The following is a 12316-nucleotide window of genomic DNA, read 5'->3' on the forward strand; positions in this document are numbered from 1 at the left end:
CATTCAGATACAACTTGCGCTGCCCGTAGCGTAGGAAGCAGAATTGATCCGATGTTTGCGACGGAATGATCCGTCGACGTCGAAGCATGACCTTCAAGGAAGCAGGTGAGCGCATGAGTGGACCCATCCTCCGGGTCGAGGGGATCAGCAAAGGATTCCCCGGCGTGCAGGCGCTGAAGGACGTGCACCTCGAGGTGCACGCCGGCGAGGTGCTCGTGCTCGTGGGCGAGAACGGCGCGGGAAAGTCGACCCTGATGAAGATCCTCTCGGGGATCTACACCAAGGACGAGGGCACGATCACGTTCGAGGGCCGGGAAGTCGAGCTCACGGGCCCGCTCCAGGCGCAGGAGCTCGGCATCACGATCATCCATCAGGAGCTCAACCTGATGCCCGATCTGACCGTGGCGCAGAACATCTACGTGGGCCGAGAGCCCACCACGGGGCCGTTCCTGTCGGAGCGCAAGCTGAACGCGCAGACCGCCGAGCTGCTGCAGCGCCTCGACATCCACCTGAATCCCCGGCAGCTCGTCGGCGAGCTCACGGTGGCCGAGCAGCAGATGGTCGAGATCGCCAAGGCGCTGTCCTTCAACGCCAAGGTCCTGATCATGGATGAGCCCACCTCGGCCCTCACCGACACCGAGGTCGAGACGCTCTTCGTGCTGATCGAGCAGCTCAAGGCGCGGGGCACCGGGATCGTCTACATCTCGCACCGCATGGACGAGCTGCGCCGTCTGGCGGACCGCGTGACCGTCCTGCGCGACGGCACATACATCGGATCACTCGACAGGGCCGAGATCACCATCCCGACGATCATCGAGATGATGGTCGGACGGGTGATCGACGAGGGAACCCGCCCCCAGGCCCGCGAGCACGCGAACGACCCGGTGGTCCTCGAGGTGCAGGGGTTGTCGACCAAGACCCTCCTCAAGGACGTCTCGTTCCAGCTCCACAAGGGCGAGATCCTCGGCTTCGCCGGGCTCATGGGCGCGGGGCGCACGGAGACCGCCAGGGCCGTGATCGGGGCCGACCACCGCGACAGCGGCACGATCTCCATCGACGGTCGCACGGTGCGGATCGCCCAGCCGGCGGATGCGGTGCATCACGGCGTCGGCTACCTCTCGGAGGACCGCAAGCTGCTCGGTCTCATGCTCGAGCAGGACGTGACGTTCAACACCGTGCTCGCCTCGCTCGGCTCCTATGCCAACGGCATCGGCTGGATGGGCGACAGCAAGGCCAAGAACCGCACCAAGGACTACGTGCAGCAGCTGCGCATCAAGACGCCGTCGGTGAACCAGGTCGTCAAGCTCCTCTCCGGAGGCAACCAGCAGAAGGTCGTCATCGCCCGGTGGCTGATGCGCGACTGCGACATCCTCATCTTCGACGAGCCGACCCGAGGGATCGACGTCGGTGCGAAGGAGGAGATCTACCGCCTCATGCAGCAGCTCGCCGACGCGGGCAAGTCCATCATCGTCATCTCGTCCGAGCTCCCCGAGATCCTCCGGGTCGCGAACCGCATCGCCGTGTTCGCGAACGGTCGCATCACCGGGACGCTCCGCAACGAGGAAGCCAGCCAGGAGAAGATCATGCAACTCGCAGCCCATGGGGAGGAAGACTGATGAGCACCCCGCAGCAGCCCGGATCGTCGACGACGACGATCATCCAGACCGCCGTGAACGAGAACACGGACAAGAGGGATGTCGGAGCATTCCTGAAGCGGCAGTTCCAGCAGTCGCTCGCGTTCGGCACACTCATCGTGCTGGTCATCTTCTTCTCGATCGCCAGCCCGAACTTCTTCACCTTCAGCAACATCGCTACCGTGCTGCTGTCGACCGCCGTCATCGGCATCCTCGCCCTCGGCACCACGTTCGTCATCATCACCGGCGGGATCGACCTGTCGATCGGGACGGGCATGGCGCTGTGCGCCGTGATGACCGGTGTCATCGTCACCAACCTCGGCCTCCCGGTCTGGCTCGGGGTGATCGGCGGTATCGCGACCGGCGTGTTGATGGGGCTGATCAACGGCGTCAACATCACGTTCCTGCGGCTGCCTCCGTTCATCGCGACGCTGGCCATGATGATGATCGCCGGCGGCCTCGCCCTCGTGATCTCGAACGTCGCGCCGATCTACTTCTCAACTTCGGCTCCCGACTTCAAGAAGATCGCCCTCGGCGTGATCATCCCCGGCATCCCGAACGCCGTGCTCATCACCGCCGCCCTCGCGATCGTCGCCTGGCTCGTGCTGTCGAAGACCCTCCTCGGCCGCTACACCTTCGCGATCGGCTCGAACGAGGAGGCCACCCGCCTCTCCGGCGTGAACACCCGCCGCTGGACGATCCTCATCTACATGTTCGCCGGAGCCTTCACCGGCATCGCGGGCATCGTCATCGCGGCCCGCCTCGACTCCGCCCAGCCGCAGATCGGCACCGGGTACGAACTGCAGGCCATCGCGGCCGTGATCATCGGCGGCACATCGCTGCTCGGTGGACGCGGTTCGATCCTCGGCACCGTGATCGGCGCACTGATCATGAGCGTCCTCGTCAACGGCCTGCGGATCATGTCGATCCAGCCCGAGTGGCAGAACATCGTCGTCGGCGTCGTCGTCCTGCTCGCCGTCTTCCTCGATTCGCTGCGCAACCGGCAGCGCACCTGAGACCAGGGCGGCGGCGAAACCCGTGCCCGCTGCCGTCCCACCCGGACCCGTCCGGAACCGCGGAGCGATCCGCACAGGCACCAGGAATGTCCCATCACGTCGGCCCTGGCCGACACCACACAGAACCATCCGACTCGTATTCAAACAATGGAGTTCTCATGAAATTCGGGAAGAAGACCGCATTCGCGGCCCTCGTGGCCGCATCCGCGCTGGTGTTCGCCGGCTGTGCCGGCGGCGGTGACGTGATCGAGGAGGGCTCCGGCGGCGACACCGGCAGCGGCGACGGCGAGATGTACATCGCCCTCGTCTCGAAGGGCTTCCAGCACCAGTTCTGGCAGGCCGTCAAGAAGGGCGCCGAGCAGAAGGCCGAGGAGCTCGGGGTGAAGATCACCTTCGACGGCCCCGCCGCCGAGACCGAGATCGCACAGCAGCTCGAGATGCTGACCGCCGCGATCGACAAGAACCCGGATGCCATCGCCTACGCCGCACTCGACCCCGAGGCGTGCGTCGCTCCGCTCGAGCAGGCGAAGTCGAAGGACATCCCCGTCGTGTACTTCGACGCACCCTGCAACGGCGACGTGGGCCTGAGCCTCGCAGCCACCGACAGCAAGGTCGCCGGTGCGCTGGCCGCCGAGCACATGGCCGACCTGATCGGCGGCGAGGGCGAGGTCGCCATCGTGGGCCACTCGCAGATCAACTCGACCGGAGTCGAGCGTCGTGACGGCTTCGTCGAGAAGATCGAGGCGGACTACCCCGACATCGAGATCGTCGACATCCAGTACGGCGACGGCGACCACCTGAAGTCGGCCGACATCGCCAAGACGATCATCGCCGCCCACCCCGACCTCAAGGGCATCTACGGCACCAACGAGGGCTCCGCGATCGGCGTCGTGAACGCCGTCAACGAGTTGGGTCTGGACAAGGGCAAGATCACCATCGTCGGCTTCGACTCCGGTGCCGCGCAGATCAACGCCATCAAGGACGGCACCATGGCCGGCGCGATCACGCAGGACCCGATCGGCATCGGCGAGCAGGTCGTCCAGGCCGCGTACGACGCGGCCAACGGCGACGACGTCGAGGAGTTCTACGACACCGGTTCGTACTGGTACGACAAGAGCAACATCGAGGACGAGAAGATCGCCGCGGTGCTCTACGAGTGACACCCCGCTGAACGAAGAAGCCCCTCACCGTCGGGTGGGGGGCTTCTTCGCGTCCGGGTGGATGTGTGGGGACGGATGTCGGGAGGATTCCCGTATGCAGGAAGGAGCCCCGGCGATTCGCCCGACATGTGTGCTTTCTCCCGACGGGTGCACGGGCCGGTGGTCGGAGTTCGACGATCGAGTCCGGGAATCGAGGTCAGGATCTGTCCGGGGCGGCTGTCAGAGTGATCTCGACGAAAGGACACCCACCATGAGCAGCACACCCGCCCTCCCTGCCGGATCGAACACCGTCAACCCCTTCCTCATGACCGATGACGCCGCCCGCATCATCGACTTCGTGATCGAGGTCTTCGAGGCGACCGACGTCCCCGAGGCCCGCACCGTCGACACCGACGGCCTGATCCTGCACTCCGAGCTGCGCATCGGCGATTCCGTCATCACCGTCGCCGACCGAAAGCCCGACTGGCCCTTCACCCCGGGATTCATCCAGGTGTACGTCGACGACGTCGAGGGAACGCTCGCACGAGCCGTCGGACTCGGCGCCCGTATCGTGACGAGGCCGACGGACTTCTTCGGAGACACGTTCTCGCGCTTCGCCGATCCTTCGGGAAACCTCTGGTGGGTCTACGCCCATGTTCCGCAGGAGCAGGTGTGGGATGCCGACGGAGCGGACGCCGCCTCGTGGAGTGGCTCTGGGGACGGTGAAGAGGCGGACGATCACGGTGCCGCCGAAGAGGACTGGTCGAGCTTCACCTCGCCCGAGCTCGAGTACATCCACGAAAGCCTCGTCGAGGCGATGGCATCTTTGCGGGATCCCCGGCTCGATCGCTGAATGGCGTGGTCGTCGGAGGCGGCAGAGGAGGAAGGTGAGCTGCGACGAACCTGATCAGGGCGCGAGGGCCAGCAGCTGGGCCGGGGTGGTCACGAGCATCCGGTGCACGGCCTCGTCGCCCACGGCCGCGCGGAGGCGGGGGAGGTAGCGGTCGCCGAGGTAGGCGAGTCCGGGCATGCCGCCGTAGGCGATGTACCGCGTGCGCCGGGCGACGTCGCCGCCGAGCACGATCCGATGACCGGCGCCGCGCTCGACCACCGCGACCGTCAGGGCGAGCAGCTCCGCGTCGGAGCGGGTGCGCGGACGAGCGAAGCCGTCGTAGCCGAGGTGAGCCCCGCGTTCGGCCAGCGACGCGTGCAGGCCGGGGTCGGGGTCGCGGTCGGCATGCGCGAGCACGACACGGTCGGCTGCCACTCCCTCGGACACGAGCAGGTCGAGCACCTCGTGTGCCGCCGTGCCGAACTCCAGATGCACCATGACCGGAGCGCCCGTCGCGCGGTGCGCCTCGGCGACGGCGAGCAGGGTGGTGCGCTCGAACGGACTGATGCGCCAGTAGTCGGCGCCGCCCTTGAGCATCCCTGCGCGCACCGGGCCGCCATCGGGCGCTGCGGCCAGGGGCACCTCCGGTGCTTCGAAGATCTCCGCGTCGTCGGCGGGCATTCCGCGCGTGATGTCGGCGATGAACAGCGCGGCCAACCGATCGGCGGTCCACGCCTGCATCGGATGGTCCGCGTCGTAGTGGGCCTCACGGTGTCGTCCGGTCGTCGCGACGATGCGGAGCCCGGTCAAGGCGCTGATCCGGGCGAGCGCTCCCGGGGCGCGCGCGAGGCCGAACGGCGTGGCGTCCACCATGGCCTCGAACCCGCTCGCCTGCAGCAGAGCCGCTTCTTCTCCCGAGGCCTTCTCGTCGTCGAGCTCATCGCCCGGCAGCAGCGGCGACACCTGGAACAGGTGCTCGTGATAGTCCACCCGCCCGAGGAGCGCCGGGTCGATGTCGCCGAGCACGGTTCGGACGACGGCGGGCATCAGCGCACCGACTCCGCGGCCTCGGCGAGCTGCTCGACGATCTCGGGGGTCAGGTCGAGCTCGAACACGTCGGCCACCACCTGCGACCAGCCGTGGATGAAGTAGCGCCAGCCGTCGACGACGTGCAGCCCACGTGCGGATGCCTGCGCCTCGGCCTGGTGGAGGAACTCGAGCGAGCCGCGGTAGTTGAACTCCCACGCGTACCCGCCCTCGGGGAAAACCACCGCATCGCTCAGGGGTGAGCCGGGCCGGTCCTTGCCGAGCCCGGTCGCGTTGGCGATCACGGAACCGGCGGGGGCGGCGGCCACCAGCGCATCGGCGTCTGCGGGGGATGCGGTCACGACGTACTCGATCAGCCCCTCGCGGGTGCCGTGCTGGCGGTGCACCTCGCGCAGGTGGTCGAGCTTGTCCTGCGTGCGGGCAGTGACCGTGATCTTCGCCGGGGCGTCGTCGCGTTCGGCCAGGGCCCAGCTCAGCGCGGTGCCCGAGCCGCCGGCCCCGAGGATCACGACCTCGGCTCCGGTGCGGGCGAAGTGGTCGGCGGGAAGGAAGTCGTTCAGCGCGAGGTCGACCGTGATCGGGTCTTTGGCCCGGCCCGACAGGATCGGACCGCGCTTCGAGATGCTGGAGATCTCGGAGCACGACACCGCGAACGGGTCGAGCTCGTCGAAGAGGTCGGCGGCCGCGGCGTACACGTTCATCTTGTGCGTGGTCACGAGGGCCCCGCGGTGATGCGGGTCGTCGCGGATCTGCTCCACCATGGCGCGGTACTGCGCGGAATCGGCATCCATCGGCAGGTCGTGGCCGACCAGGGTGCGGGTCGGCAGGTGCAGGATGTCGGCCCAGAGCGGGAAGACCTTCATGATCGACGACGACGCGGTGGTCACACCGACGAAGCCCATGTAGTCGGCGGATGCCGTGGCGGGCGCGATGCTGACGGCGTCGGTGGTGGTCATCGGGTCTCCTCGGGGACGGGGACGGGGACGGGGACGGGGACGGGGACGGGGACAGGGACGGGGACGGGGTGGGTGGGCTCGAGCCCTGCGAGGATCGCGATCACATCGGCGAGCGAGAGGGAGCCCATGTTGTCGACCGCCTGGGTGGTCTGCGCGCCGAGGTGCGGGGTGACGATCACGCGGTCGGCGAGTTCCGGGGCGAGCAACGGACTGTCGTGGGCAGCCGTATCGCCGTCGAGGGTGTCGGCCGCGTAACCGGCGAGAGTGCCGTCGTGCAGCGCCTGGGCCACGCACGCCTCGTCGATCAGGTCGCCGCGGGCGGTGTTGACCAGTATGGTTCCCCGTCGCATGCCGGCGAGACGGTCGGCGTCGACGAGCCGTTGCCCGCCCGGGGCGTGCAGCGTGATGACGTCAGCGGCGCGGAACAGGTCGTCGATCGCGACGGGTTCCGCACCGCGAGCCCGCACGACCTCGTCGGGAAGGAACGGATCGGCCGCCAGCACGCGCGACCCGAAGCCGCTCAGCCGTGCGGCGACCCCCTGTCCGATGCGCCCGAAGCCGACGATCCCGACGGTCGCGGCGCCGAGCTCCCGCCCGCGACGCACGCTCCAATCGCCGACGCGCACGCGGCGGTCTCCGTCCGGCACGAAGCGGAGCGCGGCGAGCATGAGGCCGACGGCGTGATCGGCGACCGCGTCGGCGTTGGCGCCGGGGGTGTTGGTCACCGGGATGCCGCGCTCTCTCGCAGCCGCGAGGTCGACCGACTCGGTGCCGACGCCGTAGCGGGCGAGCACCTTGAGCTTCGGAGCCGCGGCGAAGTGCGCATCCGTGACGGCTCCGGTGCCCGCGATCCAGGCATCGGCACCGTGCAGCAGCGACCGCAGCTCGTCGAGGTCGTGGTGCGCGGGTCCCCGGAGGATGCGGTGCCCGGCCTGAGCTGCACGTTCGACGAGGTCGAGGTCGCCGTCCGAGAACGAGCGGCTGGTGACGAGGATGACGCTCATCAGCGCGGCCGTCCGGCGAACCACGGAGCGAGCGCCGTGTACGCGTCGACGAAGCGGGTGTGCCGGTCGGCATAGACGGCGTGACGGGCGGCATCCGGGGTGAACTCGGCCGTGACCTCGCTCAGAGCGCGCGCGGCCGAGAAGTCGGTGAGACCGAGCCCGACCGCGGCGGTGACGGCGGCGCCGAGACTGTTCGCCTCTTCGACGATCGTCCGGCGGCGCACGGGCACGCCCCACACGTCCGCGAGCACCGAGAGGTACACATCGCTCTGCGCTCCGCCGCCGACCGCGTCGATGCGGTCGATCGTGGCACCGGCTTCGCGGAACGCCTGGATGCAGCTGAGCAGGTTGAACGCGGTGCCCTCGAGCACGGCCCGCACGAGGTGCGACCTGCCGTGGTGTCGGGCGAGGCCGACGAACGCGCCCCGGGCATCCGGATCCCACATCGGAGAACGCTCGCCGAGGAGGTAGGGGAGGAAGTAGAGGTCGTCGGTGTCGACGGCGGCCGAGGCCTCGGCCGTCAGGCGTGGGGTCTCGGGGTGTGCGGGGTCGGGGGAGAGCGCCTCGGCGATCCACTGCACCGAGGCTCCGCCCGCCTGCATGGTGGCAGTGGGCACGAACGATCCGGGCACGACGTTGTCGAACGTGAAGGTGCGCATCGCGGGGTCGTGCAGCGGGGCGTCGGCGGCGAATGAGATCCACGACGATGTGCCCAGGCAGACGTAGGCGCCATCCTGCGGTGCGACGATGCCGGAGCCGACGGCGGCCATCGGACCGTCGCCGCCTCCCATCACCACGCGGGCGCTCGCGGGCAGGCCGAGTGCCTCGGCGGCGGCATCCGTCAGCGTGCCGGCGATCTGTGTGGATTCCAGGATCTCGGGGAACAGTGCGGGGTCGAGGCGCGCGGCGTGCAGGACCTCCGCCGACCACGTACCGGTCGCCTGGTCGTAGGCGTTCGTGCCGGATGCGTCGGAGCGGTCGGTCGCGAGGCGCCCGGTGAGGCGCAGCACGATGAAGTCCTTCGCGACGCACACGCGTCGCACGCGCGCCCAGGTGTCCGGCTCGTTGTCGCGCACCCACATGATCTTCTCGACGGAGTACGTGGGGTTGAGCCGGTGCCCCAGGATGCCGTAGGCGCGCTCGGCGCCGATCGCGGCCTCGAGCTCGCGCTGCTGCGCACCGGACCGGGTGTCGGCCCAGATGATCGCCGGGCGGGCAGGCTCGCCGTCCGCGTCGAGCAGGACGGCGCCCATCATCTGACCGCTCACCACGAGTCCGGCGACGTCGGTCGGAGCCGTGCCGGTGCGGGCGATCAGATCGCGTGTGGCCTCGACGACGGCGTCCCACCAGTCGACGGGATTCTGCTCGGCGACGCCACCCGCGGCGAAGTGCGCGGGGTAGGGGACCGTGACCGCCGTGATCAGACGGCCGTCGTCGTGGTGCAGCGACGCCTTGTTCCCGGTGGTGCCCAGGTCGTGCGCGATGATCATGGCCGGAGCCTATTCCGCGTAGGGACGCAGGTCGACGCCGGAGGTCGCGCGGTAGACCCGCGAACCCATGCCGTGCTCCAGCACCCATCCGTAGTCGTGCCCCGCCCCTCCCGGGTAGACCGCGAGGAAGGCGTAGGGCTCGTCGCCGACGTTGACCGAGCGGTGCGCCCAGCCCGGGGGGATGTAGCCGATCGTGCCGGGCAGCATGTCGATCCACTCGGTGCGCTCGCCGTCGAACATGAGCAGTCCGCCCCGGCCCTTGAGTGCCAGGTAGATCTCGCCCTGATGATCCGGATGTTGGTGGCCCTTCGTCATCCAGAGCTCGCCGGCCGTGTCGCCGGGCATGATCGTGGTGATCGACTGGGGCAGCTCGCGGTCGGCCTCGGGCACGGGGGAGCTGACGACCGTGTAGACCACCGGGTTCTCGCCGACGGATGCTGCGGCCCAGGCATCCGCGTCGAGGAAAAGTCCTTCGAGGTCGGACATCCGCCGGGTGAGGGTCGGTCCTTCGGGTGAGAGCGTCAGCCTCTCCGCGTCGAAGGTGATCGCCATCGGAGAGATCGGCGGGGTGTGGAACTCGGGCATCGGTGCTCCTCGTAACGGATGCTGCGGCGCTGCGCAACCTGTAATGACAGGTTCACTGTACCTGTTATGACAGGTTGCGTCCAGAGGGGCTGCGCTCGCGCGCGATCCGCAACGCGCATCTGCGCGCGACGCGCCGCGGTGTCGGCGGTGGCCCTCCGGTCGCAGTTGGTGCTGCGTGCTGCTGCTCCGGTCGCAGTTGGTGCCGCCTGATCGCGAAGAATCCGGCACGAAATGCGACCGGAGCGTGGAGGAGCGTGGGAGTCCCCGGAGGGTGGGGGCGACCGGAGCGTGGGGGTCGGGCCGTGGAGGTCGGCCGGAGCCGCGCCGGCTTAGGCTCCGGCGCGGCGCGCGCGATACGCGGCGACGGCGTTGCGGTTCGCGCAGGTGGTGGAGCAGTACCGTTTCGAGCGGTTGCGCGAGAGGTCGAGCGCGACCGCTTGACACGTGTCGTCGTCGCACACGGTGAGGCGCGATCCTTCGTCGGAGCGGATGACGTCGATCAGCGCCATCGCGGTCTCGATCAGCACGCGCTCGGCCAGCGGATGGTCGTCGGCCACGGCGTGCAGATGCCAGTCGGCACCGTCGTGACGGAGCAGTCGAGGCGTGAGCCGGGACTCGGCGAGGGCGTCGTTGACGAGTGCGGCCATTTCGTCGCGCGGTGCGAGCAGCATGGCGCGCAGTCGCGGGCGAAGGCGGCGGAGCGAGGCGAGCTCTTCTGCATCGTGGTCGAGCCGACCGGTGTACGGGAACTCGCGCAGGAACGCGATCTCGTCCTCGATGTCGACCAGTGTGTCGGGGTCTTCGGCCGAGTTGGCGAGCCAGACGGCCGCGCGGAGGCCCTCCTCCGTGTCATCGGTGAAGATCATGTTGACATCTTACATTCCCCGCGCGTAGCGTCATCGATCATGAGCAAGGTGAGGAATGACACTCTCGGAATGCCGCATGGCGCGCGCTGGGGGTTGCCGCTCGCCATCGCAGCGGCGCTGTCCTTCGGGATGTCGGGCGGGTGGGCACGCGGGCTCATCGACGCGGGGTGGACGCCCGGGGCCGCGGTCCTCGCGCGCATCGGGGTCGCCGCCCTCGTGCTGCTCGTTCCGACGCTCGTGTCTCTCCGAGGAAGATGGGGGCTGCTGCGTCGCAATGCCGGCATGATCCTGGCGTACGGGCTGTTCGCGGTCGCCGCCACCCAGCTCTTCTACTTCCAGGCCGTGGCCGTGATGGATGTGGGGCTGGCCCTGCTCATCGAATACACGGCGCCGGTCGCGGTGCTGCTGTGGCTCTGGATCCGGCGGGGCGAGCGCCCGAGTCGCAAGAGCGTCATCGGCGCAGCCATCGCCTTCGTCGGGCTGGTGCTCATGCTCGACATCCTCACCGGAGCCGACGTGAACGTGGCCGGGATCCTGTGGGCTCTGGGCGCGATGGTCGGGGCCGCCGCCTACTTCGTGCTGTCGGCCAAGGCTGATACGGGGCTGCCTCCGGTCGCCCTCGCGGGAAGCGGGTTGCTGCTCGGGGCGCTCGGGCTCGCCGCCGCCGGGGCGATCGGCGTCCTGCCGATCGCGTGGACGACCGATGACATCGCCTACCGGTTCGGCAGTGTGCCCTGGTTCGTGCCCGTGCTGGCGATGGGCGTCGTCGCGACAGCGCTCGCGTATCTGCTCGGCATCGCCTCGACGCGGATGCTGGGTTCGCGGCTCGCCTCCTTCGTCGCGCTCGCCGAGGTCGTGGCCGCGCTCCTGTTCGGGTGGTTGCTGCTCGGACAGCTTCCCGACCTGCTGCAGGCTCTCGGCGGAGTGCTCGTGCTCGTGGGTGTCGTGGTGGTCAAGCTCGGTGAGCCCGTCGCTCCGGAGTTCATGGAGCCCGACCCTGCCACACACAATGTATACCGGGAGCCGGCTCCCAAAGACTGAAGCGCCAGGCGGAGCCCCTTTATGTATACACTGAGGGCATGACTCTTGCCGTCGAGCGCCTCTCCGCGAGTGATCGCGCGTACACGGCCCTGCTCGACGACATCCAGTCCGGCGCGCTTCCCGCCGGGTTCGTGCTCGGCGAGGTCGAGCAGGCGGAGCGCCTCGGCGTCAGCCGCACCCCGATGCGCGAGGCCCTTCGCCGGCTCGCGGCCGACGGGCTCGTTGTGCAGCAGTCGCCGCGCGTCACCGTGGTCGCCGATCTGGATGCCGACGACATCCGCTCGCTCTTCGAGATCCGCCGCGCGCTCGAGGAGAGCTCTGCGCGCCTGGCCGCCGTGCGTGGGGATGCCCATCTCTTCGCCGAGCTCGCCGACGAGTTCGCGCACGTCGACCTCGCCGGTCCCGCAGGTCGTGACGCCTACTACGCCCTGATCGCTCGGTTCGACGCCGCCCTCGACGCGGCGGTCGCCAACGACTACATCGCCTCGGCCCTGCGCACCGTGCGCACGCACCTCGTGCGTGTGCGCCGGATGGCCCGCGACAAGCCGGCTCGGCTCGCAGCCTCCGCCGCCGAGCACCGCACGATCGCCGAGGCGCTCGCCGCCCGCGACGGCGACCTCGCCGCCCACGCCACCCACGTGCACCTGCACAATGCCCTCGCCGGCATCCTCGACTCCCTCGACTCCAGCAACCGTGAAGGATAAGA

12 protein-coding genes are annotated in these 12316 nt (G+C 69.0%); 6 read left to right on the plus strand and 6 right to left on the minus strand.

The window, feature by feature from the left end:
- The first annotated feature begins 113 nt into the window (after window positions 1-113).
- The 4 genes from AC6CHX_RS10030 to AC6CHX_RS10045 all read left to right on the plus strand — a co-directional run bounded on the left by AC6CHX_RS10030 (window position 114) and on the right by AC6CHX_RS10045 (window position 4642).
- Complete coding sequence (locus tag AC6CHX_RS10030) at window positions 114-1616, plus strand: sugar ABC transporter ATP-binding protein (RefSeq protein ID WP_498272692.1); 1503 nt, start codon at window positions 114-116, stop codon at window positions 1614-1616.
- A complete protein-coding gene (locus tag AC6CHX_RS10035; RefSeq protein ID WP_205820392.1) occupies window positions 1616-2650 on the plus strand; it encodes an ABC transporter permease in 1035 nt (344 codons plus the stop codon). The genes AC6CHX_RS10030 and AC6CHX_RS10035 overlap by 1 nt, the downstream gene beginning before the upstream one ends.
- Before the next feature lie 158 nt (window positions 2651-2808).
- Window positions 2809-3810, plus strand: coding sequence for an ABC transporter substrate-binding protein (locus tag AC6CHX_RS10040; protein WP_498272693.1), 1002 nt, complete (start codon window positions 2809-2811; stop codon window positions 3808-3810).
- Between the two features lie 250 nt (window positions 3811-4060).
- Entirely contained in the window at window positions 4061-4642 is a 582-nt protein-coding gene (locus AC6CHX_RS10045) for a VOC family protein (protein WP_136043260.1), read from the plus strand.
- A 54-nt stretch (window positions 4643-4696) separates the two neighbouring features.
- Here the strand turns inward: AC6CHX_RS10045 and AC6CHX_RS10050 are convergent, their stop codons facing one another.
- From AC6CHX_RS10050 to AC6CHX_RS10075, 6 genes are all read right to left on the minus strand, one after another.
- The gene (locus AC6CHX_RS10050) at window positions 4697-5668 is read right to left on the minus strand and encodes a phosphotriesterase family protein (RefSeq protein WP_498272694.1); all 972 of its coding nucleotides are present in this window, start codon (window positions 5666-5668) and stop codon (window positions 4697-4699) included.
- Window positions 5668-6624 carry a shikimate dehydrogenase gene (locus tag AC6CHX_RS10055; protein WP_498272695.1) on the minus strand — a complete coding sequence of 319 codons (957 nt, stop codon included), beginning with the start codon at window positions 6622-6624 and terminating at the stop codon, window positions 5668-5670. The genes AC6CHX_RS10050 and AC6CHX_RS10055 overlap by 1 nt, the downstream gene beginning before the upstream one ends.
- On the minus strand, window positions 6621-7628 hold the full coding sequence (locus AC6CHX_RS10060) for an NAD(P)-dependent oxidoreductase (RefSeq protein ID WP_498272696.1): 1008 nt from the start codon (window positions 7626-7628) through the stop codon (window positions 6621-6623). The genes AC6CHX_RS10055 and AC6CHX_RS10060 overlap by 4 nt, the downstream gene beginning before the upstream one ends.
- A complete protein-coding gene (gene xylB / locus AC6CHX_RS10065) occupies window positions 7628-9118 on the minus strand; it encodes a xylulokinase (RefSeq protein WP_498272697.1) in 1491 nt (496 codons plus the stop codon). The genes AC6CHX_RS10060 and xylB overlap by 1 nt, the downstream gene beginning before the upstream one ends.
- Window positions 9119-9127: 9 nt before the next feature.
- On the minus strand, window positions 9128-9703 hold the full coding sequence (locus AC6CHX_RS10070; protein WP_498272698.1) for a glucose-6-phosphate isomerase family protein: 576 nt from the start codon (window positions 9701-9703) through the stop codon (window positions 9128-9130).
- 329 nt (window positions 9704-10032) lie between these two features.
- Window positions 10033-10569, minus strand: coding sequence for a CGNR zinc finger domain-containing protein (locus tag AC6CHX_RS10075; RefSeq protein ID WP_498272699.1), 537 nt, complete (start codon window positions 10567-10569; stop codon window positions 10033-10035).
- Between the two features lie 39 nt (window positions 10570-10608).
- On the opposite strand from AC6CHX_RS10075, the gene AC6CHX_RS10080 reads away from it, so the two are divergent.
- Both AC6CHX_RS10080 and AC6CHX_RS10085 read left to right on the plus strand, forming a co-directional pair.
- On the plus strand, window positions 10609-11610 hold the full coding sequence (locus AC6CHX_RS10080; RefSeq protein ID WP_498272700.1) for an EamA family transporter: 1002 nt from the start codon (window positions 10609-10611) through the stop codon (window positions 11608-11610).
- A 38-nt stretch (window positions 11611-11648) separates the two neighbouring features.
- Window positions 11649-12314, plus strand: a complete 666-nt coding sequence (locus tag AC6CHX_RS10085; protein ID WP_498272701.1) for a GntR family transcriptional regulator — start codon at window positions 11649-11651, stop codon at window positions 12312-12314.
- Window positions 12315-12316: the final 2 nt, after the last annotated feature.

Source organism: Microbacterium sp. GQ128 (assembly GCF_059758615.1).

Coding starts and splice junctions, on each gene's coding strand:
- AC6CHX_RS10085 (WP_498272701.1), top strand. CDS start 11,649: ATGACTCTTGCCGTCGAGCGCCTCTCCGCGAGTGATCGCGCGTACACG.
- AC6CHX_RS10035 (WP_205820392.1), top strand. CDS start 1,616: ATGAGCACCCCGCAGCAGCCCGGATCGTCGACGACGACGATCATCCAG.
- AC6CHX_RS10050 (WP_498272694.1), bottom strand. CDS start 5,668: ATGCCCGCCGTCGTCCGAACCGTGCTCGGCGACATCGACCCGGCGCTC.
- AC6CHX_RS10070 (WP_498272698.1), bottom strand. CDS start 9,703: ATGCCCGAGTTCCACACCCCGCCGATCTCTCCGATGGCGATCACCTTC.
- AC6CHX_RS10040 (WP_498272693.1), top strand. CDS start 2,809: ATGAAATTCGGGAAGAAGACCGCATTCGCGGCCCTCGTGGCCGCATCC.
- AC6CHX_RS10045 (WP_136043260.1), top strand. CDS start 4,061: ATGAGCAGCACACCCGCCCTCCCTGCCGGATCGAACACCGTCAACCCC.
- AC6CHX_RS10060 (WP_498272696.1), bottom strand. CDS start 7,628: ATGAGCGTCATCCTCGTCACCAGCCGCTCGTTCTCGGACGGCGACCTC.
- AC6CHX_RS10075 (WP_498272699.1), bottom strand. CDS start 10,569: ATGATCTTCACCGATGACACGGAGGAGGGCCTCCGCGCGGCCGTCTGG.
- AC6CHX_RS10030 (WP_498272692.1), top strand. CDS start 114: ATGAGTGGACCCATCCTCCGGGTCGAGGGGATCAGCAAAGGATTCCCC.
- AC6CHX_RS10080 (WP_498272700.1), top strand. CDS start 10,609: ATGAGCAAGGTGAGGAATGACACTCTCGGAATGCCGCATGGCGCGCGC.
- xylB (WP_498272697.1), bottom strand. CDS start 9,118: ATGATCATCGCGCACGACCTGGGCACCACCGGGAACAAGGCGTCGCTG.
- AC6CHX_RS10055 (WP_498272695.1), bottom strand. CDS start 6,624: ATGACCACCACCGACGCCGTCAGCATCGCGCCCGCCACGGCATCCGCC.